Raw genomic sequence first — 24,487 nt, forward strand, 5'->3', positions numbered from 1 at the left:
ATCGGGATCGGGAGGGCGATCGGCTGTGGCTAGCCGGTATCAAGGCGAGATAGCGCATCGCCCACCGACAAGCGACCTGCGGCTACCTCTGCGAGGATAGCGCGCCGGCGTGCTGCGGTGCGGGCAGTCGCGGCCAGATCAGCGTCGGCTGCCTCGTCGAGCTGCAGGAATCGCACGAATGAATCGATCGTCGGGCAACGGAACAGATCAGGAACCTCGAACCGATAGTGCGCGAGGCGCGCACGCAGCTTACGGTAGAGCGAGATCACGAGGATCGAGGTGCCCCCATGATCGAAGAAGCTCCGGTTGTCGAGCACGTCGCGGCCGAGCACCTCGGTCCACGTAGCTCGCACGATCTGCCTCAGATTGGTATCGGCCGGGGGGTCGTGCACCTCGGACGAGGCAGCTACCTGCTCCGCGGCGGTCGTACGGCGCGTGGACGCATCGCGCAACCCGACGCGGTCGATCTTGCCGTTTTCGGTCCTTGCTAAACGAGGGGCGACATCCACGAACGCGGGCACCGACGGTGCCGCGAGCACCGTGCCGAGCATCGCACGTATCTCGGGCTCAGACAGCAGTCCGTCACTTCCGACGAAGGCGTACAGCTGGACACCCCCGCCGTCCGGACATCGCACACGAACGCTTCCTCGATCCCGGGCAGAGCGAGCAGAGCGTTCTCGACCTCGCCGATCTCCACTCGGTGTCCCCGGACCTTGACTAGGCTGTCCTCACGACCGTGGAACAGCACCTCACCGTTCCGGCTGAGCGACGCCAGGTCACCAGTCCTGAACTCGTGGCTGAACCCATCGCCGGATCCGAAACCGCCCACTCTTACGACGCGACCGGCCTCGACGTACCCGAGTCCGACCTGAGGGCCGGCCACGACCAGTTCCCCCACGGCCCCTGGAGGCAGAACCCGTCGCCGGGCGTCCTCGACCCAAACACGATTGCCCGGCAACGGCCGACCCAACGGTGTGAGCGGGGTAACCGCCGGTACGCCGGGTGTGCACTTGTACACCAGGTTCTCGATCGTGCACTCGGTCAGCCCATACCCGTTGACGACGCTCACTCCCGCCGGGCACGCCGCCATCAGACGGTCGTGCTCCTGAATCCGGAAGGCATCCGAGCCGACGATTGCGGTGCGCAGGGACGCGGGAGGTGAGGCTCGTAGGTGGTCAAGCAGTTCGAGCATGAGGGCCGGAGTCGTCTCCACGAGCGAAACCCCATGCTCCTCGATGAGCGCGGCGAGGTGGTCGAGGTCCACCCGACGCTCGTCGGGGCAGATGACTAGGCGACCGCCGCTGTCGAGCGCCTTGACGACGTCGCCCACGAAGACATCGGCCGTCCAACTGCCGAGCTGCAGGACGTGGAGCCGGCTGCCCCGGGCATAGATCTCGGCCCACGCGTCCCGCACAGTCGACAGCCCGCTGGCTGACAGTGCGACGACCTTGGGCGTGCCGCTGCTGCCCGACGTAGCGACGTAGTATGCGGCCTCATCGGCTGACAGCGGCGGCGCCAAGCCGTCCTCCAGCCTGCCGCTCGGCTGCCTGTTCTCGATGACTTGGCGCATCTCGTCGAGGTCGACTACGAGGTCAGGTTCGAGCTGGCGCAGCAAGAGCTCGCGGCGCCGGTCGGGGAGTTGCGGATCCAAGCTGCACCACGCGGCCCCCGCTAGCCACACGCCACAGATGCCGACCACGCTCATCGCGCTGCGCACACCGCGCAGAAGCACTGTCGCACCCGGTCCGACGCCGCGACGTACGAGCTCTCGGGCGAACACCTCGCTCCATGCGGTGAGCTCTGCATAGGTCAGCGTGGTCGTCGAGTCTACGACGGCGAGCTCGTCCGGCGAACCGTGCAGCAGCTGACGGACGTCCCAACTCCTCGCGACGGCTGTCCCCTCGATCCCCGGGTCACCGAGGATCGAGCGCGAGTGCTGCGCCGGAGTCGTCCACCCAACGCTCGTGTCCCGCTCGTCGAGCCAGGTCGGGTGCTCCAGCCAGTGCTGCAGAGCCTCAAGGAGCTCGACGGCTGTCTCCTTCGTTAGCTTGCGCGCGTCCCACTCCAGCAACAGATCGATCGAGGCACCGGTCGTCACGGTGAGCGACAGCGGGTCGTTCGTCCCTCCCACCTCGACCAGTAGCGCCTGTCGATAGCGCTCGGATCCGGCGAAATTCTCGAACACCACGGTGGAGGTCACCCCGAGCTCCGCAGCGGGTCCGCCCCGGAGTATCTCGCCCGGCGGTAGGTGCGCGTACTCCGTGCCGCGAGCGATCTGGTTCATCAGAGCGCGGCATGCGACGGCGGCATCCGCGTCGTCGTCGTTTACGACTACCGGGACCATACCCAGCAGGCACCCGCTCACCCGAGTCGCGTCAGGCATCCCGCTCGCACGCAGGTTGACAGTGAGTCCGAGGACCACCGGGCCGCCGCGGACGTACTGGGCTAGCACCTGCGCCCAGACATAGCTGACCGCGGCAGCCGTAGTGAACCGCCTGTCCCCCGCAAGATCCGCTAACCGCGCTGAAGCGATGGGTCCGACGCGGCGGGACGCCGCAGCCCTCGCAGCCGCGCGCGGAGTGCTATCGGGCGCACGTTCGCTCACGCGGAGCTCGCCTGGACTCAGGGCACCCACTGCGTCGCGCCAGTATTCTCGGGACCGTTCCTGGGCAGCCGTGGCGGAGCACCAGTGCGCGTAGGACGCCACGCTTGGATGTGGCGAAGGGAGGTCCGCACCTGAGAGCAGCGCAAAGAAGTCGTCAACCACCTGACCCAGGGTCGTGCCGTCAAATACGACGTGGTGGATCACCAGAGACCAGACAGCGACCTCGGGTTGCGCGCGATCCTGAACGTACGCCGCGAACGCGAGCGGGCTGATACCCACGGTAGCCTTCGAGCGACGCTCCTCGACCAGTCGCTGCAGATCCCCGGTCGACCCGAGGGGTGCCACGCGACGCTCTAGCGACCGCCCCACGGTAGATGATGCGGACCGCACGGCCTGACGGGGCGGAACGGCGTCGAGATCGAGCACGGTTCTCAGGGCAGGGTGGAGAGCGACGACGCCGGCCCACGCACTCGCCACTGCCTCGAATTCGACCCCGCGCGGCAGCTGGTAGAGCTGGGAAATCCAGAAGGGGTCACGACTCTCCCGCTGGCCCTCGACCAGAATGGCGGTCTGCAGCGGGGTCAATTCGCACTCAGGCTCGTCGCCAACCCGGGGTTCGGCGAGAGTACTACCGCCCGTCCCGACGACGGTCGAGCATGTCGCCTGCGCACTGATCGTCGGTGAGGCGTAAAAGTCGCTCAAGGACAGCTCGATGCCAACATCGGCGAGGTCCGCGAGGACACCGAGCGCCTTCAGAGAGTCCCCACCCAACTCGAAGAAGTCAGCCCGGGAAGACGGAATTGCTATTCCCAGGTGAGTTGACCACGCCTCCGAGATGGCGTCTGTCAAGTCCACAGACCCAAACCTAGTGGTCTCGCCGTGCGGGTGGGCGAGGCAAGGGCGATCGTTTTCGTAGAGGGTGCCGCCGGAACCAGCAGGCGATTGTGAGCCCACGCAGGTGCCTGGTCCATACAGTTCTCGAGAAGACTCTCAAGAACTGTATGGACGGTGGTGGTCGACGCGCCACGAGCAGCGCACGGGTCGCAAGGGCACTCAATCCGTCGGGGTGACCACGGCCTCGCCCCGGAGCACCGCAGCCTCCCACCACTGCCGACCCTCCAAAGGCAGCGTGTGGATCGGGTCGAAATATCGGTACTCTTCGGTCGGGTCCTGGGCGTCGTCGAGCGGCGTGCGATACCCCTTCGTCCAGTACGAGATGCCACGCTGCCGGTCGTACTCGGCCACCTGGTGAACCCACCGCTTGCCAACCAGGGGGACGTCGCACACGACCCGCGGCGTTGCGAATCCTGGGAGGTAGCCCATGATGTCGTGCTGGATCTGCTGGGCAGTGCCGAGCGAGGTCCGCCAGTGCTCGCTGAACGGCACCATGTCGCACATATAGAAGTAGTACGGAACGATCTTGGCGTCGTCGAGCAGCCGGAAGCACAGGTCAAGAATGGCGTGGGCGTCGTCGTTAACTCCTGCGAGCAGCACGCCTTGATTCCGCACGTCACGCACCCCTGCCTCGAGAAATGCCCGAACGGCGGAGGCCACCGAGGGCGTCACCGATTGCGCGTGGTTGGCGTGGGTGTGCACGGACAGACTAACCCCCCGCTCTCGGGCCACACTGGCGACTCGTTCCACTCCGGCGACAACCTCAGGCTGGAGCCAGTGCTGCGGCAGTCCGACGAGCGCTTTGGTCGCGAGACGGATGTCGCGAATACCGTCGATGTCCAGCAGACGCTGCACGAACGACTCGAGCCGCGGCCAAGGAAGATTGGCGACATCGCCCCCCGACACGACGACATCTCGGACCTCGGGAGTGCCACGTATGTAATCGATCATCCGGTCGAACCGATCATCCGGAGCGGTCAAGAATCTCAATTTGTCGACGGAGGGCGTCGAAGTGCCAACGAGATCCATCCGCGTGCAGTGCCCGCAGTACTGGGGACAGGTCGGCAGCACCTCCGCGAGTACCTTCGTTGGGTAGCGATGAATCAATCCCTCGACCGCCCACATTTTCTGTTCGTGCAGCGAGTCGCGGCTGGCGAGGGGGTGGGTCGGCCAGTCAATGCGGCGGTCGCTGAACACCGGAATCATGTAGCGACGGACCGGGTCAGCGTAGAACTCCTCCGTGACCGTAGACCCACCCGACGCCCCATTGGGGACCATCGTGTTGAGCATTTGCGGTGTGACGAGCAGCGCCATCGTCGCCCGTTCGGCGTGGTCGCGCTCCAGGTCCTCGTAGAGCTGGTCCGCGAGAAGTCCACCCATGACCTGGTGCAGCTGACGCACGTTCTTGACACAATGGGCTCGCTGCCACCGAACGTCCCGCCACTGCGTGGGAGTGACGTCACGCCACCCCGGCAGCCGCGTCCAGTCGGGCTCGACGAGCCCGACTCGTCGGTAGGAGTACGACGGCGCAAGAGATGTGGTCGACCGAGACGGATCGGGGCTCTGCACGTCGACGCTCCCGTAGTTGTCACGTCAGATGGACGCCTCCAACCGAGGGTCTGAACGGCGGCGCGAAACACCGCACTCTGCTCAAGCACCTGAATGAAGGCACCTCGTACTGTACCCCTGCAACCGACCGGTGCACTGGGCGCTGGCGTGACGTGTATTTCGAACCGTCGTGTGATCTCAGCTTGGTTATGGGCACCGGTCCGAATGTGGGGCACGCCGTGCTCTGCGAACAGTTCCTCAACGGCGTCCTCCAGCAGATCACCTCGCTGGGTCGAGGTGGCGCGAGGAATTGGCGGAACGCTCCCCTGGAGTGCCGCCGATGCAGGAATGCCTCGTAGGGGACGCCGTTGCGCGCCAGGTGTTGCACCGCCGCTACGAGTGTCGTACTTGTCCTGCTTGGTGCGCAGGTCGCCGGGTGGATCACCGAACAGGCTGCGTAGGCGGAAACGTCCCCAACCTCGTCCTCTGCCCTCTTGAACGTGGCCCCTACGGATCGCCACCCCTTCGGCTGAGAGACGAGGGTAAACCGGGCTGTCAGCGCCCATATCTAGTCTCAACGACATGAGCGGATGCACAGCGCCAAGGGACGGTCACCGCACGGCCAGTGGCCGCGCCCGGTGCCCTGTGCATGGCAGCGGCTCAGCGAGGGCCTTCTACCCCGCCGCCCGCACCTCAAGGTCGGCTACCTTCCCGCCGGTGCCGCCATCCCCAGGACCTCGATTCCCGGCCACCGCGCCACGACCGGCCACGCCTTCGCCAGCGACTGCCCCTGCTCCGAGTCGCCGGTGGAAGTCAGGAACGGCCGCGAAGTGGACGGGTGGTGCCGCCGGCAGCGACTCGTTCGCCTGGTGGATCACGCTGCTGTTCTGGGATCGCCAGATCCACTGGTGGCTACTGGTGGCTCTCGGGGTCGCCGTAGGAGTGCCAGCTGCCCTGGCCGCGTATTGGCTGCGCACCTGCTCCGCATGGCGCACCACGGAGGACAAGCGATGCCGACAGCCGCGCCCGGGATTCATGCACCGATGCGCTGCGCACGCCGGCTTCAGACCCACCGCATACGATCTGTGCGGAGGTCTGGCCGCAGCGCTGGCCGTCGTGAATCTGGCGGCCCTTGTATACGTCATCACGTCCTGAAGACCACGCGCGACCGTCACGAACCGACCTGACGGCGGCGGCGCCGGTCGCCTTGTGGAACCTGTCCCCCATCCCAGCGAGCAAGCTGCGCACCTATTGCGGGGCATGGCAGCGCGACTATCCACAGGTCTGCCACACAACGCCGATCCTTGTCGGCGGAACAGAGCAAGATGGTCTGGCGGGTGCAGGCACACCCGCCAGACCTCGACCGGGGAGGAGCCCCAGCCATGACCGATCCTACGAATGAGCGCCCACCAGCGGCGCGGCCGGAACAACGCGACTACGGCGTCGTGATGGCTGATGCGATCCGGGTGCTCACCGAGGCTGCACGGCTGCGCAGAGAGGTCCTCGAGCAAGCAGAAGACGGCTCCTGGGCGCCGAGCGTGACCAAGACCGAACAGGCCGACTGGGCCGAGTTCGTCACCCTCGCTGTGGCGGGAGCGGCCGCGAACGTCGGCAGCATCGAGAAGGCCCTGGCCGGGCGGCCCGGATCATGGGAGGCCGAGTCGGTCCGCACCATGCTCACCTCCACCGTCGGCGACGACCAGGCCGAGCTGCTACGCCATCGCACCGAGCCCCTGCGGATCGAGCTGTGGCCCGAAGAGATCCTGATCGACCTCGGCTACTCCCCCGCCGCGTACGACGAGTCCCGGCGAGCCTTGGAAGACCAGCGTCAGAGGCACCAGTGGCGCTACCGATTGGCCGAGGACACCGCCGCCGGCGGCCGGGGGACCTGGGAGGCCCTCGACGACGCTCCCCCATTCGAGGAGCCGAACGGAGACGGACGAGGCGAGACGTGGGACTTCCCTAAGACCGCCGGGAGCGAAATGCGGGTCCCGCGGACCGCCGCCGATGAAGCAGAACTGGCCCGTGTCGACGACCTTGAAGGCGCGGTCGAAGACCTCGAATACGAGCGTGATCCACGTGCCTACGGTGAGGCGTTGCGCGCCGCCGCGATCGCCAAAGCGGCCGAGTTGTTTCCCGGTCGAGACATCGTCGTGGAGATCCAGTTGAACGTGCGACGGGACCTCGGTGGTGAAGGCGATGACTGGTACGGACCGGAGGATCAGATCGTCGAGGCGATCCGGGAGGAGACGGCGCTGCCCTGGTCCGGTATCGCTCCCAAGGACTACGCCGCTAGTCCGAGGTCGATGGTCGACATCGAGCGAGATGCTGGCCGGCTCCCCCACCAGCGCGTTGACCTGGGTCAGTACCGCGACGATCTTCCCGACTCCATCGACTGATGTGGAACTGGCTGAACGGGTTCGTCCACTCCTCGGGGTTCGGTGGGCTCGCCGCAGTCGTCGCGGCCGCGATCGCCTACGTGGCCGCGACGAAAGGGGCCCGGGCTCAAAGTGAGCGAGCCGACGAAGACCGCTGGTGGGACCAGGCGAAATGGGCAATGGAGCGACTCGCTGGCGACGACAGCGAGGTCGCGCTCGGGATCGCCACCTTCCAGTTCCTCGTCGAACACGCACCTGACTCACAAGCCGCCGCATTCGTCACCAGCGCCGTGCTCCCGGTGCTCGGCGCGCCCGACCTGAGCGACATAGACGGCGAACTGCCGATCGGGGCACACTTAGATCAAGGACAGGAGGTCGACCATGGCGACTACCCCTAACGGTGCCGCAACGCCGAAGCGCGCTGCGGTGTCCAAGGCCAACAAGACGGCTGCTGCGCGGGTCTACATCGCGGCGAGCAAGAAGTCTGGGCAGCCGGTTCCCGACTGGATCAAGACGATCGCCCGCGAAGGCGCTGCCTAGACCACTACGCCAGGCAATCCACAGGCCCCTACTCCCCGGCCACGGGCGTAGGGGCCTTCCTATAGCGTCCTGCAAAGCACTAGTGCATATGACTGAGATTTCCGGACGCTGACCGCCGACCAGACACCACTCCCCCTCTGGGGGAGACAAGCGCTACAGGAGAGGGGCACGGGATGAGTGAGCCGTTGGTGATCGCAGGACCTGGGGACATCGTCGCCGTGATCCCGCACATGTTGGGTGCGCGGCCAGAGAACTCGGTGATCGTTTTCCCCGTCGACCAGGATCGACCCCGGCCGGTCGCGCGACTGGACATCCCCGAGGACCTGGCCGAGCACCGCGATGTCGCTGCTGCACTGGCGGACTCGTATGCGTCGTACGCGGGTGGCCAGCTGATGGTGGTGGCGTTCACCGACCGCCTTGAGCGGGCGACGTCGATCTGCGAGGCAGTAACCCAAGAGCTCGAGCCGGACAGCACCGTCGTCGGGCAAATCGCGGCCCAGGGCGATACCTGGCTACGGCTCGGGTCTGGCCTGCCGTCAGCGATCGCGCAGGGCACGATCACCCAGGCCGACCGCGACCGCATCGCGGTGGCCTACGTCGGCGCCGGCGCCCGTCCGCCGTACGACTCTCTGGATCAACTACGAGCGTCTTTCAATCCCACCGGCGAGGATCTTTCCGACGCCGTCGCAGCAGCGACCGATCACATCGAGACCGGCGGTGTTTGGGAACCAGTAGTGGCGGCCGAGGAACGTTGGATGAGTCACGCGATCGAGGGATTCATTGCCACCGGAGGGCCACTGTCCAGCACCGATGCGGCTCGCCTCATCGCCGATGTGCAGACCGTACGGCTGCGTGACCACGCGTTCATGGCGATGACCCGCGAAGAAGCCGGCGCCCACGCCGCACTCTGGAAGGACCTGCTCACCCGCTGCCCGGAGGAGCCTCGTACGCCCGTCGCCTCACTTGCGGCGTTCGGCGCCTGGCTGCGGGGCGACGGGATGGGAGCCCGACATGCACTCGAGCGCGTGACAGATCCGACCAATCGAATGGCCCAGTTGGTGCGAGCGATGGTCGAGCTCGGCGTGAACCCCGCGAACTATACGCCGCCAGAACCCGCAAGCCGCGGGGATGCGGTACGCGACGCGGACATGCCCCGTCACGACCCTCGCCGAGAGCCGCCGGTGACAGGTGGCGGCACTCTCGATCGCGGGCCACGACGATGAGCCGCGCGGCGATGCCGGGTGAGACCTACTGGGCCTTGGTTTCGGATCAGGGGCACGACGCGGACGGACCGTGGGTGACGGTGCTGGGCAGCCACTTCGGCGTATCCGTCGACCCGGGTCCAGACGAGACCCACGGCCGTGTCTACACCACTCGTGATCGCGCCGCGCAGTGGCAGCAAGGGCTACCCGATCACGCGGCGGGCAAGGCGCTGGAGATCACCCAGGTCGACTACCACGGATCTGGATACTTCAAACGTCATCTCGGCGACCCGCCCGCCACAGAACGCAGCGACCCAGTCAAACCGGACCCGCGACCCGAGCGACTGCCGCTTAACAGCGCCAGCCCGGGTCGCGGGCCGGCACGGTAAAAGGAGAAGTGATGAACAAGACGTCCGAGCAGTCCCCCGTTGAAGCACAGTTCCAGGCGGCCGTCGCCCGCACGCTCGTCGACGCGAACGCCAACCGAGGCATCACCGCATCGACGAGTTCACCCAACGATCGAACCCTTGACAGCCAGCGACCCGTCATCGACCTCGTCTTCCTGGAGCCGCAGCGCCCCACCATCTGAACGCATATCCGCTATCATTTGTGTATGGACATGGAGACGCTCGAGCGGTTGGCGGGGCCGACCACGAGTCGCGACATCTGCTCATGGGCTGGCAACTTGCTGCGCCGGGCCCGCACCAACGCCGCGCTGAGTCAGCGTGCCCTTGCGGAGCTCGCTGATGTCCCGCAGTCCACGGTGGCGCGGATTGAGTCCGGCGCCATGCAACCGACGTTGCCGATGATCAGTCAGCTGCTCATCGCGATGGGGAAGGAGCTGCGCATCCGGGTCGAGGACTTCGATGATCACGATCGAGTGCTGGACGAACGAGCTGTACAAGCGCCCGAAAGGCACGCGCGAATGGAACGAGCACGTGATCAGCTGCTTGACGCCGTTCGGGAACACCCAAGTGCGGGCTCTGTCGCGCGATGACGGAGGGCACGTTCGACCCCGGGCCGATGCTCGAGGTCCTGAACCGGCATCACGTGCACTACGTCGTGATCGGCGGATACGCCGCGCAGATACACGGCTCCTCGCGACCCACCACGGACCTAGATGTGACACCAGGGATGGACGACGACAACCTCAGTCGCCTCGCGGACGCTCTCCGAGATCTCGACGCACACATTCGAGTGCCCGGCATCGATGAAGGCCTGCCCTGGAGCACGGACGCCACGGCGCTGGCCGGGCTCCAATTCGCGAATCTCACGACCGCACATGGCGACCTCGATATCTCGTTCCACCCTGCCGGCACGGACGGGTACGGCGACCTAGTGCGCAGCGCCGCGACCAGGTACGTCGGCGACGTTCAAATCCAGGTGGCCAGCCTCGAAGACATCATCAGGTCCAAGACCGCCGCAGCACGTCCAAAGGACGAGCGCGCACTCCCCGAGCTGGAGGACCTTCTGCGACGCTCCGATACTGAGCACGCTCCACCAGCCCCTCCCCGAGCGGACGCTGGGCGGCGGGTGCAGGGTCTACCAGGAAGGTCACCAGGAGAATCCGGTCCACGCCGCTGACCGCCGACACGAACGCGCCGGTCTTCAGAGGGGTATAGGCGAGTAATCCCATCCATCTGGAGGCGGCTCGATGACCGAGATCACGCAGCATTCCCTGAACTACCCCGACGTCCTGGACGCTCCACCGCACGTAGCTTTGCGGATGGGTGTCGAGGGCCAGGACCCCGCAGCCAACCAAGCACGACTAGCGACCGCTGAACGAATCGTCGAGCAGGCTCACGCGGCCAGCGACCAGGCGTACGCATCGGCTCACTGGATGGACGAGCCAGACATCCCGGAGCCGCGGATTCGCGCAGGCGTTGGCGGCCCACGGCGGCGACATGGCCAGGGCGGTCCAAGACCCCAGGGTGGTGGAAGGAGTCCGTGATCAGCTCGGGTATCGGCCGCAGTGGAAGGACGTCTTCGACTACGAGGACGACATGATCCCCTCGGGCCAGCACCTGTTCAACCAGCTCGAGGTCGACGACGACGCACTGGGTGAAGTCCGCACTGCAATCAACGAGCTGCGTGCCGGCGTCGGAGTCGAACCCATCGATGAACGGCACCTCCTGGCGGCGGTCGGGATCGGACCCACAACCAGCCTCGATGCCGCCGAGGCTCGCAGCGTGGCCCCCAGTCACGGTCGCGCGGAAGAGCAGAACATGTCGGCGGCCGACCTCACTCCCGCTCGACGACCCGGCGCGCCACCGTTCTAGATCATCCCTGCCCGTAGAGCCGATTCAAGTCGGCGCGCACCGGGCGCAGCATCGACCCCGGAACCCAGCGCTGAACTACGACTGGATCCGATGATCCTTCGACCTCGACGGCTTCTACGACCAACGCGAACCAGCGGTAGGAGTGGCGTCGCCAGGACAGCACGTACACCTGCCGGGGTACGTCATGCGGATGACTGCCCTCCCGCAACCACGCATGCCGAGTGCGAGAAGGCGCCGACCAGGTTCGCTCACGTCGGGACTGCCCCACTGACCGAGTATCGAACAAATGTCCGTATTCGGGAAATGCCGGACCGATGACCGCCGCAGCCGCTCAGGCCGCCTTAGGGAGATGACCAAGGCTGACCTGCCTCATGGCGACCACACACAGGAGAGCGATCACCATGCCGAACATCACAGCCAACGTGCAGGCCCAGCGCACCCCTGACCCCCTCAACTCGCTCGACCCGACCTGCTCGGGATCGGAGTCGCCAGACATCGGCCGAGTTCGGAGCGGATGCGGATCGGTCGTACACCTCGACGAGATCGCAAACTGCCTCCCACTGCCGCGAGCCGTGCTTGAGGCGTTCACCCGCAACTTGCAGCGGACCCCGAAGGCTGAGACCCACTGAAACCGCTGGCGGGGCTGACCGCCAGCGGCCGGCATCCAGCCTTGGGGAGAGTGAGGAGCCCGCAGCCAGGCGGGCCACGAACCCGAGCGGAGACCACCGACATGTGCACACCTGAGGCCCCGCTGGACAGCACGCAGATGCGCGAACACCTTCAGGCGGCCAACGACGAGCTCGACCAGCTCCTCAAGCGCTTCGTGGAAGAGCTCGGCGACGACGACACGGGCGCAGACTCGTGGTGAACGGGGACATCGACCAGGTCGTTGACGATCTGCACCGAACCCGCATCGACCTGCGGGCCGCCGCCGGCATGATCGAGGAGCTGCGCGACGCCACCAGGTCAGCACGGCGACTGCTGGACGACGCGACCCTGGACGTGGCGAAGACCCGCATCGTCGGCGAGCCCATGGCCAGCGGATACATGCGCAACGTCACACACCAGATGGAACAACTGGTGGGGCGGTGCGCAGTCACCGAAGCGACCGGCGCCGACCTCGGCGACCACCTACAGCACGCGGCTCGCCGGGTCGAGCGGGCCAAAGAGGTCCTCGACACCGTTGACCTCTCGGGCGCATCGGTCGACGATGTAAAGCTCGCCAGTCGAGCACGTGCACACCTGGACGGGATCAGCGACCTTCTCGAGATGGCCCACCCTGCGGCGGTCGCAGCCACTGGCCACCTCACCGCGGTGAAACACATCGCGGCGCAACGCATGAACGCGGACACGTCACTCAGCTCCCGAGTCAGCGTCGACCAAGGCCTGGGTGCTACCGGCGACGTCTTAGCCCGAACCGAGACACGGCTACAACAGTTGGGCGAACTGGTCGACCACAGCGACCGCAGTACCCGCCGATCACTGCACGAAGCCGACGAAGTCACACAGAACGCGCACCGACGCCTCACGACACACCGACCAGAGCTGGCCGGGGCGCCCATGCCAGCTCTGCAAGGGACACCACGGCCATAACGGCGGGCGACGCCGGTCCCGACACCAGCGGACCGGTCGCGACTGGATCGGGCAATGGCGGCCGGGGGCCCCCGGCAGAGCCCGGCTCGGCAGCGAGCAACCCATGAGCGTCGGCGGAGGGATGAGATCGCTGGCAGACGCAATCACCAGGGAAGCAGCTCGCCGAGCTGGGCGTTCCCTAGGCCCCGGTGACCGCCAGGCGGTCGAGCCGCACCTTCAGGCAGGCAACAGAACCCTGACGGAGGTGCCGGGCAATGGGTTACCGCACCAAGGCCGACGAGGTGGCCTACCAGCTAGACCGCGCACGCGGTCTGACCCGCTACGTGCCAGCCGACCCGATCCGTCGCAGACTTCAGCGTTTCGTCGACGCAGATGTGCCAGTGAAAGCCTTAGCCCGCAGTACCGGGCTGAGCGCACCAGCACTACAGGCGATCCTCAGCGGAGATCGAACCACCGTTCAGCGCCGAACCGCCACCCGGGTTTCCGGGCTGACGCTCACGGACGTGTATGACCAGCAGCAGTCCGGCCATGTGCCCAAAGTTGGGGCGGTGCGCAGGGTGCACGCACTCATGGCGATGGGCTGGACCAAGGACCACATCGCCGAGGCCGGCGCCACCAGCCTGCCTAGGGTGCTCAGCGGTCCGGGCAACCTCATCACGCTGGAGAAGTGGCGTGAGATCAAGACCGTCTACGAAGAGCTGAGCATGACGCCTGGTCCGTCGCCGGCGACTAGGGCGCGCGCCCGCAACCGCGGTTATGCACCCCCACTGGCCTGGGACGACCACACCATCGACGACCCTCGCGCCGAACCACAGACGGACGTCTCGGTCGCCGCCGGCGCCGAAACCATCGACATGGTCGCTGTCGATCGGGCGATCGCTCGCACCGGTGAAGCAACCAGTCTGACGCCGGCGGAACGGACCGAAGTCGTACGAGGCATGGCTGCGCGTGGAGCATCCGACCGTCAGATCGGCCAGCACCTGGACATCGTCGACCGGACGGTGCTGCGCAGCCGCCAGCGGCACAACATTCCCAGCCCATTGAGGCCGCCAACCGCCCACGACCAGACCGACTGGGACTGCCTGGAGGCCCGGGCAATCACGAGTGAGGCGACCGGGCGGGCGGGTCGTACGCGGCGTTCCGATGAGGTCGGACTCCGTCCCAGCCCGGCGCCGCGGCGGTGAAAGGAAACAGCCGATGACTGATCAGCCAACCGCTCGTCCGGACGCAACCGGAGGCGATCTTCTCGCCGAACGTGTGCAGCTGGCGATGGGCAACATCGAGCACTATCTGGAGTGCGCGACCCACTACCTAGAGGGCGCTGACCGGGGGCTCCAGCAACGGAAGGAGGACCTCGGTTCGACGACCGGCTGGTCAACCGGCGTCCAAGAATCCATCATCGGGCTGATCAACTGCTATCGGGACACAGTTGAGGAGTCTCTCGTCCATCTCGGCCGGGCTGACGACCACCTGCGGGACGCCTACCGAGACGCGATGACCATGGCGCGACCACCACATCTGACCCCTGCGAACCACGACCAGGTCGTCGACACGCTGACCGACACGATCGAGGTCACCGTGGCCATCCAGAAGGCGCGGCCGCACCTCGAGGACGCGGCCGCACAGCTGCGCGACGACCCATCCTCAGGCGCCCGGATCACAGCAGCAAGAGAGCAGATCGCCGACGCACTCCCCTACCTGCGCCATGCTCGCAGTCACGCCGCAGCGGTGGCCGGCGCACCGGATGACCACGTCGAGGGCGTCTCCAGCCGGACACCGCGACGAGAAGCATCGTCGACGGTAGTCGGGCCGACCCTCGGCGTCGCCCGATGAGAGCAATCACCGCGGCGCTAGTCCTAGCGGGTGCCCTCGTCGCTTCCATCGCGGTAGGAACCCGGCACGACGACCGTCACTCGGCTGCGCAGCAGACCGCGAGGGTCACGTACGTCCTGGACGGCGACACCCTGAACGTCGATCTCGATGGGACTGCGCGGCGGATCCGACTGCTCGGCATCAACGCACCAGAGATCGATCACCCCGGCCGGGTCGGACAATGCTTTGGGCAGCAAGCCCGAACGGAACTTCGCCGGCTCGCACCTCGAGGCACCCAGATCCTGCTGACAGCAGACCCGGCAGCGGCCGACCAGGACAGCTACGGGCGGCTACTTCGCTACGTGAGCATCCGCGGCGTCGATGTGCAGGAGGCGTTGCTGCGCGAAGGGTACGCGTGGGCGAGGCCATCCACCCCGCGCGTTGCTCGGGCCGACCGCTACGTCGACGTCGCCGGAACCGCTCAGAAGCGGCGGGTTGGTATGTGGCGCGACTGCGCGGACATCAGCTGACCGCCAGCAACGCTGTCTGCACCTTCTGGGGAGACACGGGACGAAAGGAAGAGTCATGAACGACGCATCAGCAGCTGACGACGCGAAAGAAGAAGGCCTGGAAATCCAGGCAGAGCGACGATCGGCAGCGATCGGTGCCGCCGAGGCCGCGGAGGACCAGCAGCGCATCGCGGTCAGAGAGAGCAGTGTGGCTGCACGGACGGGCGCTGAGTACGCCGAGGCAGAGGCCTGGGCGTACGACGACCCCTCAACAAGTGCGGGCCCACGCCGCTGAACATAGGAGTGAGGTCCGGTCGCAAACGTGCAGCGACCGGACCTCACCCTTGCCCGAGGCCAGAGTCGGTGCCGAGACGGTGACCGGCCCGCCCAGATGGGCGGATTGCTGCCCCCAGGAGTCATGACATGAGGACAGGACGCTGAGGCTCATGCACCGTCGCGGCTCGCAGCCTGTGCACCCGAAGAAGAACACCAGGCGTGCGGCGGCCGCGTTCCAAAAATCGTGAGAGCGCGTCCCCGAGGCCGGCATCCGCAACGAACGCATCAGCCTCATCCTCGGACGAGAGCTCAGCCTGCCGCGCCGACCACGGCACGACATACGACGCCGCCACGACGACGGTGCCGATCACGCCGAACAGGCCGCGGCCCTCGGCGAAGCCCTGCACCATCGCGACCAGGCCCATGACGAAACGCAGACGCCAAGCCAGCCCAGTCAGCGGGAACCAGCCAACAGCTCGGCCGACACCACGCGCGAACGACTGGAGTACCCGCCACGGCAGAAGCCAGAACTCGAGCGCAGCGTCGTACTTGGTCTGTCCAAGCCGGACCCGACCGAGGGCGTGGGCTAGCAGAGCAGCGACCTCGTCCGGTCGGACTCGTCTGGACGCAGCGGCCTCGATCAGGCCCTGCGACACCAGGACGGTTCGGCGTCCAGCGCCTCCGACTCGGATGCCCGTTCCATCACGGACCAACAGCCGGATCTCCGAGGCGAGGTCGTGCTCCTGGAGTACAGCGATCGCCGGCCGTAACGCGGCCAGCTCGTAGGCCTGCGGGCGGCGAGCCCTGGCCAGCAGTCGAACAGCGAGCTCTTCGCCGCGGCCAGCGAGCAGCGCCGCGGACACGACAAGCCCGGCAACAAACAACGCCAGCCCCAGTGCTGGGTGCACGACGGCACCCAGCATGCAGGTGACGAGCGTGCTCACCAGCACGCCGGCCCCGTCGCTCAAGGCGCGGTACAGCCTCCGATGACTGCTCATCGCGATCACTACTCCTGCTCCCTCGAAAGGGCACTAGTGCAAGTGCCTCGACCTGGTGGCTTGGTAGCCGCCAGCGCAAGCCGCGCTCCTTAGGGCTTGCAAGACCAGTTTCACCCGTCCCGCAGACAGCCATCGAGTTATCCACAGGCACCGACTGGTCGGTGCGGGCAGGACCGGCGACCTGGCTGGATTGTCGCCAGACCGAATCAACCGGAAGGAGACGCGCCGTGACCACACCCACCCTGTTGCCGCACGACACGCAGGAGACGATCGCAACGATCGCGAGAGTGCTGCACCACGCGGCCGCACAGACTGGCCGACAGGCGGCCGCCGAAGGACCACGATCGGTCAGACATGTCCTCAGCCTCGGGCTCCAGCTGGCCGCGGCCGAGACCGCGCTCCTCGTGCCCTCGCAACTGGACCCCTATTGGCCGGCGCCGACCCAGGATGACCCCCTGGAACTCCTCCGGATCGCCGAGCGACTTGCCCGCAACGTCCCGATCGAGGATGAGACCGCGGGGTTCTCCAAGATCGTCGTCAGCATCACAGACCTGCTGCGCGAGGCCAGCTCGTGAGCACGTCGTCGACCCCGGTGGACGGACGCTCGATCGGCGAGCTGCTGCTGGACGCCGACTTCCAGAGCCGGCAGCTGCTCCTCGATGTTGACGGAGATGATGCCGCGGCGATGCTGCGCACCTGGGGCGAGGTGGTGCAAGCGGCCGGGGAGCTGTGGTCCGCGCTGCCACCACACCGGCTCTCAAGTCCGGTCGACGGCGCGACTATGCAGCGACTGGAGGCGATGAGCCAAGCGCAGCACAGGGTGCAGCTGGCGCAGGGCTGGCCGGGTGACGGGCCGCCCGACGAGCGGCTGCTCAGCATCGCTGGCAACCTTCAGCGAGCGGCCGAGCTGGCCGCCGGCCCTGGGCGACACGTGAGACCTCGAACGGAGGCCGGCCGCAAGGACCTCGATTCTGCGCGGATGCGCGTGATGCACACGCTCTACGTCGGCGCGCACGCCGTGGGCGTGGCCGTGCATCAGCACGTCGACGACGTGCGAGCAAGATCAACTAAGCGCGCAAGCGCGCGGGAGCTGCGGGGCATCCCTCGAGGCCAGGACGCGGCAACCCGAATCACAGCATTCGAGCAGCTCGCCGGCGGTTACGTGGGCAACGGTTTCAGCCGAGTGCTGGCCGGTGAGCACTACACCCCACCGTGGGGCACCGGCCGGCTCCACCAGGCCTTCGTTGCTTGGGACATCCAGGCCCACCGCACGCTCGCCGCTGCACCGAGCGCAGCGAATCTGAACCTGGTTGCCGGAACTCAGGCCATGATCGCCACGGCAAGCACAGCGCTCCTCGGCGCGGCCGCTGCTGCTGGTCGTGTCGACGGAGATGACTACCAGCACCGGCTCGCGCCCGCGCTCGACGCCAACCAACAGTCATGGGCCCGAGGAGCGAATCGGTGGGGAACGTTGAGCAGTAGGGGCGAACGAGCCGACCCTGCCCTCGTGCACGCCGCAGGCGAGTGCCGAGCCGCAGTACACGAGATCGCCTTTGACCGGACACGATGGGCTACCCCCGACGTCATGGCGAGCCGTGTCGACCTGGCCGACGCAGCGGTGACCGTCCAGCAGGCCATGATCGCGACGGCAGAGCTGGCCTGCGTCTACCGAGATGTTGTCGATCAGGAACCGGAATTGCAGGGTTCTGCACGCATCATGGCCGCATGGACCCGAGAGGTCGATCAGACCGACCCGAACAGGGCCAGCACCCACGACTTCAGCGCCCCGGTATCCCCCGCGGATGTGCACGCCAACCGGGCAGTCAAGATCCCCGACATCGTCCGGCAGTCACTGGTTTCGGATGCTGACGAGGTCGTGGAGGTGAGCCGAGCCGCCATGTCCGCGACAGGAGCGTTGACGAACGTCGCGCGCCCGCCGGTCGACGAAACCCAGGGCTGCGCACGATGTCGCCCGGAGGAAAAAGACCGCGTTGCGACACCGGCGCCTGGCCGGCAACCTGCTCCCACTCTGTGACACGCCGCAGTACGGAGCATCCGGGAGCGGTATGCATTCGGCTGGCAGTATGTCAGCCATGGCAGCGGTCAGAGGGCGCGCAAAGCGCGCGGTGCCGGCAGGTACGCCGGCCGTTCTGCTCCAGGGACGCGTATCCCCGGAAACACGTGACGCGGCGCGAGCCGCAGCGGACGCAGCAGGCATCAGCATCGCTGCCTATATCGAGCTCCTGGTTCAGGCCGACGCACGGGAACATTTCGTGCGCCCGGAGAGCCCCCTCTGTCTCGATGAGGAGGCGTTCGCGCAGGGAGCCTGATCGGGGCATTGCCCTGAAACGACGAAAGCCGCCGCTTGCCGGCGACGGCCTTTAGTCGAAAGTGACACCGGATCTGTTTGCCGCAGATCCGACGTGATGAAAGTCCCAACTCTTCCCAAGTAAGGAGGCTTTGCGCTGCCTACTGTAGCAACGGCAGCCGACATCGCAACCCCTACACGCAGGGGTCGGCGTGTCTTGGCTGCTTCACGAGCACTCGACGAGGCCGTGTTCGACCCAACGGGCTGGTTCGCCATCGACGCCGCGAACGCCCGCGTCGCTGGCGTCGTCGTCCCGTCTCTTGATGCGGGCCTGGCCCTGCTCGGCCGAGGACGGGTGGCGTCAATCGTCGGCCGGCTGCGTCTCGGGATGTCCGCCGTCGACGTCGACGTCGACGGTATCCACGGTCACGCGATCACTGAGGAGATCGCCCGCTGGTGCGCTCAGCACGACACGTGGAACCTCGTGCGGCCCTCCGGCCCGGTCGACGGCCGGAACCACGTCTTCATCGCTCTCCCACCGGAGCACAAGCAGCTGCGCGAATACATCGGAGCGTTGCGGGAGAAGCACGCTGTCGCGGCCAGGTCCATTGACCTACGGACCGCCATCCGACCGCTGAGCGCACCACACCGCACCGGACCCCACCCACAGGCGCTGGGAGATCTCCGAGAGGCACTACGCACACTCCCACGACTGGCCGCAGCTGTCCCAACGACCACGAACCGAGCAGAAGCGCCGGGCAGGGCACCGTTGAAGCCGCGGCCGCGACGACGGATGGATCTGCCGCCCGAATGGGCGGCGTACCTGCGAACCGGGGAGCGCCCGGAGATCGGTGGCCACGACCACAAGGTGAAGCCGTGGGGGTCGTCCTGGGAAGCAATCGCCACCGCATGGCTGCTGCGCTGCGGTCACGACGCCGCATCAGCTTGGCAGGAGATTTCAGGATCCCACCCGAGCGCCATGGGCAAGGCCAAAGCGCGAGGTCGCTCCTGGTGGATCCAGTACGTGTGGAACCGGGCGGTCCGTAACGACGACGCGTTCGAGCCCGTCCGCCAAATTGATCCCGCGGTCGCCGCCGCGGTCGCGGCGGCCCGCGACGTCCTCGATGACCTCCAATGGCGTCACCCGGCGCGGCGGCGTCCGTCGCTGCTCCTGGTTGGTCACCACATCCTCGACCGGATGGAGCGCACGAACACATTGAGAGTTCCCGTGCCCGAGCGTGACCTGGTCTTGGACACAGGCGTCAGCGATCGAGCCACCATCCGCCAGGCCCTGCGCGATCTCGACGGCCGGCTAGGGCGGCTCGATACCTCGACCTTCAGCACCACGAAGTGCGACAGCTCGAGTTTTGAGTTTGAAGTTCCTCGTCTGGAAGGGGTGAGGGAAATCCTCCCACCTGGTCTTCACACCCCCGGGCCCAAAGAGGTACGAGGGTTATGGAGCACCCTGCCCCGCGCTAGCCACCAGCTCTGGCGAACCCTCCAGCGCACCTCGAACCCCCAGACAACTGGAGAGCTTTGTGCAGCGGCGGCGATCGTGGAGAACAGGGCGGACGAGCCCTCAGCCAGCCAGCTGCGGACGACGAGAGCTGCCCTCACCGCACTCGCCCGGGCGGGTCTGGTGCAGTGTGACGAGGCCGGCCAGTGGATGTGCCTGACTAGCCCGCCGACCGTGGCGGTTCGGGAGGAGGCAGCAGCCCGCCACGCCGAGGCATGTGAGCGGATCGAGGCCGAGCGCGCGGCGTACCGCGCCGGCGCACGCAGTGACTGGAGTGTGGCGCGTGCGGCGGCGCTCAAGGCGAATCGGGCGCGCGAGAAGGCATGGTGGGACCAGCTTGAGCGATCGGAACGACTCGAGCGAGCCGCGTCGCTGTCGGACCGGTTCCGATCGCAGTCGATCGACGAACAAGAGCGGCTCAAGTCGGCCTGGGCGGATCGCCGGCGGCGGGCGGGCGTCGACGAGGCCGAGCGACATGACCACTGGGTGGATCACCTCTCCCCCGCGACACTGGAACGCGAGTCGGCCGACAGAGCGATGTGGTTCGCTGGCCTTGCCCCTCCGCTCCAGCAGGCGTACGTGGCCGCTTGGCGTAGGCACCGCGATCGGTACGGCATCAGTCAGGCGACCCAGGGTGCTGAGATGCGCCGCGAGAGCACGCGCGTCTTCGGGGCGCCCGGTGCGGGTCGCGACCAGGCCTTCCTCGAGAGTCAAGCTGCTCTTCCCGGCTTCGACCGAGACTCCGTCATCGCCAGGTGACGGAGAGGGAGCAGGAAGTAGCGATGACTATGACGCGGTGGATGAATCTACGGGACGAGCAGCACAGCAAGCACGAAACATGTATAAACTTCTATACATACGTTAATACACGAGCGAAGCGGCAAGGTAGGCGTGATGAAGATGCACGACGCTAGCGCGTGTCGCAGCCGTAGTAGACGGCAGGAGGCGGTATGAATACACACATGGATGACTGGACGGATGTGCTGAGCCGGGTCGTGCTTGTGGCGAATCGCAAGGGTGGGGTCTTGAAGTCGAGCCTCGTCCGAGCGATCGCCGCTGTGCTGACCGCAGCGGGCTACCGAGTGCTCGTGGTCGACGGGGACCCGCAGGGGAACGTGAGCAAGATCGATTTCGGCCTGGAGACTGATCGCGGCCGAGCGCTGGCAATGGCGATGCAGTACGGAATCGACCTCACTCCGGAGACCGTGAGGGGAGTAGACGTGATCAGCGGCGGACCCGAGCTCCAGGGCGCACTCGGCGCGGCCGTCAGCCCGGGTTCAGGGGTTCGTCTTGAATCGAATTTGCGGGGCGCGCTCGGCCGACTGTGTGCCTCACAGAAGTACGACCTGGTGCTGATCGATTCGGGCCCCGGCGATACGGCCCTGCTTGACGCGTACTTGCTAGCGGCCCGCTGGCTCATCGTCCCGACGAACAGTGATGAGGCATCCCTCGACGGGCTCGACAAGATGGGCGCCCGATACGCGGACGCAGTCTCGAACAAGGGCGCGGAGATCGAGTTCCTGGGAGCAGTGCTGACGATGGTCGACCACCGCGCGACCGTACGGAACCAGGCGATCCGGGCCGAGCTGACCGAAGCGCTCGGGGAGGCTGGTGCGCCGTTCGAGGCGATGATCCGTTACAACGCGGCCAACGCCATTGATGCACGTAGACATGGTTTGTCGGCCCAGGAGGTGGCGGCCGAAGCAGTGAACCAGCGCAAGAGTCGGCTTGCCGACCTTCGTGAGCGGGCGCGCGGCGCGGCGCACGCCGTGAAGGGAGACCAAGACGTGTGGTGGTCGCGCAGTTCTGGGGACGCGTTGGCAGGGGACTACGAGCAGCTGACGCGCGAGATCCTCACGAGGATCGGTGACCGAGAGGCGGCCAAGAGTGCCTAGGCGAGTAGGAAAGAACGTGTTCGACGTCGCGCGGCAGGACGCCGGCGACCAACCGACCGCTCCGGCAGCCCCGGAACCTGAAGCCGCACCCCTCGGAGGGCTGCTTCGGCGGGTTTCCGAGGAGCGCGAGGGAGTCGAGCCAAGCACGCCGCAGCCACGCACTGACGTGCCCCGGCCCGCCGCCGGCGGGGCAGTTGTCGCTCCCCGTGGGCAGGGTGGGCGACCCGCCGGCAGCGACCGGGAGCCGGCCGGCATCACGGTCATCCCCGCCCGCGTCCCAGCGTCGCTGTACAGCGGAGCGCTCGACCTCGTAAAAGGCCGCGGCAAGCCGTCGTGGGGGCAGCTGGTGAGCTGGACGTGCCAGGACCACTCAGAGGCTGTCCTAGGGGCCATTGCTGGGCTTGTGGAGGCGGCGGAAGGTCCACGCCGTCTACGCGGACAGAACCGGGAGGGCGGCCCGACGACACAGGTCACGGCGCGGGTGACGGACGAGGAGCTGGAGGCAGTGGAGGCTCTACGCGCCTCCGCAGCCGACCGTGCTCAGCGCGACGTGACGCGCACGCTGGTGGTGATTGGCGCACTCCAGGTGGCCACCAGGCAGACCAACGCCGTCGTCTGACGCGGACAGGGGTTTCGGCCCCTTCGCCCACGGGCTCCCAACAGGGCCCATAAGGTTCCTGGGTGCCTAATCGTCTCGCCTTCCGCGCAAACGCATTGCGTGATGCCCGCGAAAAGGCTGGGTTGACCCAAACCCAGCTGGCCCGCTTGATCGGGGTCGCCGGTGGGGAGCGAGTGTCGCGGTGGGAGTTGGGCTCCTCGACCCCAAGGGCAGCGACGATCGGCAAACTGGCCAAGGCGCTGGGAATACGGGTCGTAGATCTGCTCGATGGTGTCGACGGGGCTGCTGACTTGCGCCTCCTGAGACTGGAGGCCGGGTACGACTCGCGGGAAACCGCGCGCAGGGCACATCTCGCGGCCGCGACATACATCCGCTGGGAGGCCGGCGCGTTTCGGAAGATGCCGCACGACGCTGACCTGACACCTCTAGCGAGTGTTCTAGGAGTCAGACTGGCGGAGCTAAAAGAGGCACTGGAGGTCTCGCGCAGTCGCCGCGAGAGCGCGGACTAGTCGGTTCCCTGCCCCAGATCGATGGTCCACAGTGCGGCCGTGGTGGCGTTGTCCAGCAACATGGGCTGGCTGGTGACCTTGACCGGGAGCCATGGGGCGTCGGTGCCGCGGAGCCGGATTGTCGCGGTCGCTGCGCCGTCGACCAGCCGATTCAGGCCCTGGACGCGGCTGGCGTCGTCAGGGTGAAAGATGTCGACGCCCGGGACGGCCCAGTCGATCACGGTAGGTGGCAAGTCGACCCACTGGATGATGTGTCCGGAGCGAACGTCGACGATCGCGCGGTGGGTGCCGGGCCGAACTGCGGCGTCGAGCACTCGCCGCTCGAGAACAGCCAGCTGAGGGGCCTGAGGAACGTCGTCGGCGGGCCCGATGTCGTGCGTGATGCCGTGCATGACGATCTGGGGGCCATCCGACGGTTCATGCAGGATCGCCCGACACGAGAAGTGTGCGGCACGCCGGTCTCCATCGTCACAGACGACCGTCCAAATCGCCTGGTGCTCGCTACCTGGTTGAGACTGCACGATCTTCGCCAGGGCTTCGGAGGCGTCAGGGCCGGCTGCAAGTCGCGTGAACGCCTCACCCATTGCTCGCTTCGTCCGCCGCTCATCTTTCGGCTGGTGGTAGAGGTCGAGCAACTCGTCAGAACCGGCGACCTCAAAAGTGGTGAGATTGAAATACCAGGCGCCAGCCAAATCGTGTGAAGGCGGCTCTGACACATTCGGCCCGCCGAGCCATAGCCAGGCGCCGTTGACGCGCCCGTCATAAGCGCGCAGTGGATGAGCCAGGCACCGTCGCCCACCAGCCGCAGTCACGTCGTACGGCTCCCCAGTGGCCGCCACCTGGCCGATCGCGGTCTGGGCCGCGGCCAGCGAAGCGCGATTGCGGGCGAAGAACTTCTCCAGCGGCACCATGTTCCGCGGGCGAGAGCCAAGGCCGATCAGCGTCGGTGGCTTGAGGCCGAATGTCTCGACGAGACACCACTCCGGGCTAGACATATTCCCCTTCC

At 66.8% G+C, this 24,487-nt stretch carries 28 protein-coding genes; 22 read left to right on the forward strand and 6 right to left on the reverse strand.

Annotation, left to right across the window (positions count from 1 at the left end; all coding sequences use genetic code 11):
- Positions 1-29: 29 nt before the first annotated feature.
- The 3 genes from DR843_RS18940 to DR843_RS18950 form a co-directional block, all read right to left on the reverse strand.
- Positions 30-551 carry a phosphopantetheine-binding protein gene (locus DR843_RS18940; protein ID WP_109689338.1) on the reverse strand — a complete coding sequence of 174 codons (522 nt, stop codon included), beginning with the start codon at positions 549-551 and terminating at the stop codon, positions 30-32.
- Complete coding sequence (locus DR843_RS18945) at positions 488-3,460, reverse strand: AMP-binding protein (RefSeq protein WP_146202647.1); 2,973 nt, start codon at positions 3,458-3,460, stop codon at positions 488-490. Before DR843_RS18945 ends, DR843_RS18940 begins: the two co-directional genes overlap by 64 nt.
- Positions 3,461-3,658: 198 nt before the next feature.
- Positions 3,659-4,813, reverse strand: a complete 1,155-nt coding sequence (locus DR843_RS18950; RefSeq protein ID WP_211310352.1) for a KamA family radical SAM protein — start codon at positions 4,811-4,813, stop codon at positions 3,659-3,661.
- A 1,616-nt stretch (positions 4,814-6,429) separates the two neighbouring features.
- On the opposite strand from DR843_RS18950, the gene DR843_RS18955 reads away from it, so the two are divergent.
- From DR843_RS18955 to DR843_RS18990, 10 genes are all read left to right on the forward strand, one after another.
- Positions 6,430-7,446: a hypothetical protein gene (locus DR843_RS18955; RefSeq protein WP_109689344.1), complete on the forward strand. Its 1,017-nt coding sequence runs from the start codon at positions 6,430-6,432 to the stop codon at positions 7,444-7,446.
- A complete protein-coding gene (locus DR843_RS18960) occupies positions 7,446-7,823 on the forward strand; it encodes a hypothetical protein (RefSeq protein WP_109689346.1) in 378 nt (125 codons plus the stop codon). The genes DR843_RS18955 and DR843_RS18960 overlap by 1 nt, the downstream gene beginning before the upstream one ends.
- Positions 7,807-7,965: a hypothetical protein gene (locus tag DR843_RS20210; RefSeq protein WP_170119961.1), complete on the forward strand. Its 159-nt coding sequence runs from the start codon at positions 7,807-7,809 to the stop codon at positions 7,963-7,965. Before DR843_RS18960 ends, DR843_RS20210 begins: the two co-directional genes overlap by 17 nt.
- 173 nt (positions 7,966-8,138) lie before the next feature.
- Positions 8,139-9,188 (forward strand): DUF4192 domain-containing protein, encoded by a 1,050-nt coding sequence (locus tag DR843_RS18965; RefSeq protein ID WP_109689348.1) that lies wholly within the window; start codon positions 8,139-8,141, stop codon positions 9,186-9,188.
- A complete protein-coding gene (locus DR843_RS18970; RefSeq protein ID WP_109689350.1) occupies positions 9,185-9,556 on the forward strand; it encodes a hypothetical protein in 372 nt (123 codons plus the stop codon). The genes DR843_RS18965 and DR843_RS18970 overlap by 4 nt, the downstream gene beginning before the upstream one ends.
- 11 nt (positions 9,557-9,567) lie before the next feature.
- Entirely contained in the window at positions 9,568-9,756 is a 189-nt protein-coding gene (locus DR843_RS18975) for a hypothetical protein (protein WP_109689352.1), read from the forward strand.
- A 24-nt stretch (positions 9,757-9,780) separates the two neighbouring features.
- Positions 9,781-10,164 (forward strand): helix-turn-helix transcriptional regulator, encoded by a 384-nt coding sequence (locus DR843_RS18980; protein ID WP_109689354.1) that lies wholly within the window; start codon positions 9,781-9,783, stop codon positions 10,162-10,164.
- Positions 10,161-10,751: a nucleotidyl transferase AbiEii/AbiGii toxin family protein gene (locus DR843_RS18985; RefSeq protein ID WP_109689356.1), complete on the forward strand. Its 591-nt coding sequence runs from the start codon at positions 10,161-10,163 to the stop codon at positions 10,749-10,751. Before DR843_RS18980 ends, DR843_RS18985 begins: the two co-directional genes overlap by 4 nt.
- A gap of 70 nt (positions 10,752-10,821) precedes the next feature.
- A complete protein-coding gene (locus DR843_RS19875; protein WP_146202648.1) occupies positions 10,822-11,118 on the forward strand; it encodes a hypothetical protein in 297 nt (98 codons plus the stop codon).
- Complete coding sequence (locus tag DR843_RS18990) at positions 11,099-11,446, forward strand: hypothetical protein (RefSeq protein WP_146202649.1); 348 nt, start codon at positions 11,099-11,101, stop codon at positions 11,444-11,446. The genes DR843_RS19875 and DR843_RS18990 overlap by 20 nt, the downstream gene beginning before the upstream one ends.
- 1 nt (position 11,447) lies before the next feature.
- Here the strand turns inward: DR843_RS18990 and DR843_RS19880 are convergent, their stop codons facing one another.
- Positions 11,448-11,714: a hypothetical protein gene (locus tag DR843_RS19880; RefSeq protein ID WP_146202650.1), complete on the reverse strand. Its 267-nt coding sequence runs from the start codon at positions 11,712-11,714 to the stop codon at positions 11,448-11,450.
- A gap of 462 nt (positions 11,715-12,176) precedes the next feature.
- On the opposite strand from DR843_RS19880, the gene DR843_RS20215 reads away from it, so the two are divergent.
- The 6 genes from DR843_RS20215 to DR843_RS19015 all read left to right on the forward strand — a co-directional run bounded on the left by DR843_RS20215 (position 12,177) and on the right by DR843_RS19015 (position 15,655).
- Positions 12,177-12,314 (forward strand): hypothetical protein, encoded by a 138-nt coding sequence (locus tag DR843_RS20215; RefSeq protein WP_170119962.1) that lies wholly within the window; start codon positions 12,177-12,179, stop codon positions 12,312-12,314.
- Positions 12,311-13,039: a hypothetical protein gene (locus DR843_RS18995; RefSeq protein ID WP_146202651.1), complete on the forward strand. Its 729-nt coding sequence runs from the start codon at positions 12,311-12,313 to the stop codon at positions 13,037-13,039. The genes DR843_RS20215 and DR843_RS18995 overlap by 4 nt, the downstream gene beginning before the upstream one ends.
- A 254-nt stretch (positions 13,040-13,293) precedes the next feature.
- Positions 13,294-14,223 carry a helix-turn-helix domain-containing protein gene (locus DR843_RS19000; protein WP_109689362.1) on the forward strand — a complete coding sequence of 310 codons (930 nt, stop codon included), beginning with the start codon at positions 13,294-13,296 and terminating at the stop codon, positions 14,221-14,223.
- A gap of 13 nt (positions 14,224-14,236) precedes the next feature.
- On the forward strand, positions 14,237-14,872 hold the full coding sequence (locus DR843_RS19005; RefSeq protein ID WP_109689364.1) for a hypothetical protein: 636 nt from the start codon (positions 14,237-14,239) through the stop codon (positions 14,870-14,872).
- A complete protein-coding gene (locus DR843_RS19010) occupies positions 14,869-15,381 on the forward strand; it encodes a thermonuclease family protein (RefSeq protein ID WP_109689366.1) in 513 nt (170 codons plus the stop codon). Before DR843_RS19005 ends, DR843_RS19010 begins: the two co-directional genes overlap by 4 nt.
- Positions 15,382-15,436: 55 nt before the next feature.
- Entirely contained in the window at positions 15,437-15,655 is a 219-nt protein-coding gene (locus DR843_RS19015; protein ID WP_109689368.1) for a hypothetical protein, read from the forward strand.
- A gap of 121 nt (positions 15,656-15,776) precedes the next feature.
- Here DR843_RS19015 and DR843_RS19020 read toward each other — a convergent pair whose 3' ends face one another.
- Positions 15,777-16,634, reverse strand: a complete 858-nt coding sequence (locus tag DR843_RS19020) for a M48 family metalloprotease (RefSeq protein ID WP_146202652.1) — start codon at positions 16,632-16,634, stop codon at positions 15,777-15,779.
- A 227-nt stretch (positions 16,635-16,861) separates the two neighbouring features.
- On the opposite strand from DR843_RS19020, the gene DR843_RS19025 reads away from it, so the two are divergent.
- The 6 genes from DR843_RS19025 to DR843_RS19055 all read left to right on the forward strand — a co-directional run bounded on the left by DR843_RS19025 (position 16,862) and on the right by DR843_RS19055 (position 23,481).
- Positions 16,862-17,209 carry a hypothetical protein gene (locus DR843_RS19025; protein WP_109689373.1) on the forward strand — a complete coding sequence of 116 codons (348 nt, stop codon included), beginning with the start codon at positions 16,862-16,864 and terminating at the stop codon, positions 17,207-17,209.
- Positions 17,206-18,669 carry a hypothetical protein gene (locus DR843_RS19030; RefSeq protein WP_109689375.1) on the forward strand — a complete coding sequence of 488 codons (1,464 nt, stop codon included), beginning with the start codon at positions 17,206-17,208 and terminating at the stop codon, positions 18,667-18,669. The genes DR843_RS19025 and DR843_RS19030 overlap by 4 nt, the downstream gene beginning before the upstream one ends.
- Before the next feature lie 490 nt (positions 18,670-19,159).
- Positions 19,160-21,217, forward strand: a complete 2,058-nt coding sequence (locus DR843_RS19040; RefSeq protein ID WP_146202653.1) for a hypothetical protein — start codon at positions 19,160-19,162, stop codon at positions 21,215-21,217.
- Between the two features lie 191 nt (positions 21,218-21,408).
- Positions 21,409-22,353 (forward strand): ParA family protein, encoded by a 945-nt coding sequence (locus DR843_RS19045; protein ID WP_211310353.1) that lies wholly within the window; start codon positions 21,409-21,411, stop codon positions 22,351-22,353.
- Positions 22,354-22,834: 481 nt separating this feature from the next.
- A complete protein-coding gene (locus DR843_RS20220) occupies positions 22,835-22,972 on the forward strand; it encodes a hypothetical protein (RefSeq protein WP_170119963.1) in 138 nt (45 codons plus the stop codon).
- A 62-nt stretch (positions 22,973-23,034) separates the two neighbouring features.
- Positions 23,035-23,481: a helix-turn-helix transcriptional regulator gene (locus DR843_RS19055; RefSeq protein ID WP_109689385.1), complete on the forward strand. Its 447-nt coding sequence runs from the start codon at positions 23,035-23,037 to the stop codon at positions 23,479-23,481.
- Here DR843_RS19055 and DR843_RS19060 read toward each other — a convergent pair.
- The gene (locus DR843_RS19060; protein WP_170119964.1) at positions 23,478-24,476 is read right to left on the reverse strand and encodes a GAF domain-containing protein; all 999 of its coding nucleotides are present in this window, start codon (positions 24,474-24,476) and stop codon (positions 23,478-23,480) included. The genes DR843_RS19055 and DR843_RS19060 overlap by 4 nt on opposite strands.
- Positions 24,477-24,487 lie beyond the last annotated feature (11 nt).

Origin of the sequence: Branchiibius hedensis (assembly GCF_900108585.1) — a bacterium.
Lineage (GTDB): Bacteria > Actinomycetota > Actinomycetes > Actinomycetales > Dermatophilaceae > Branchiibius > Branchiibius hedensis.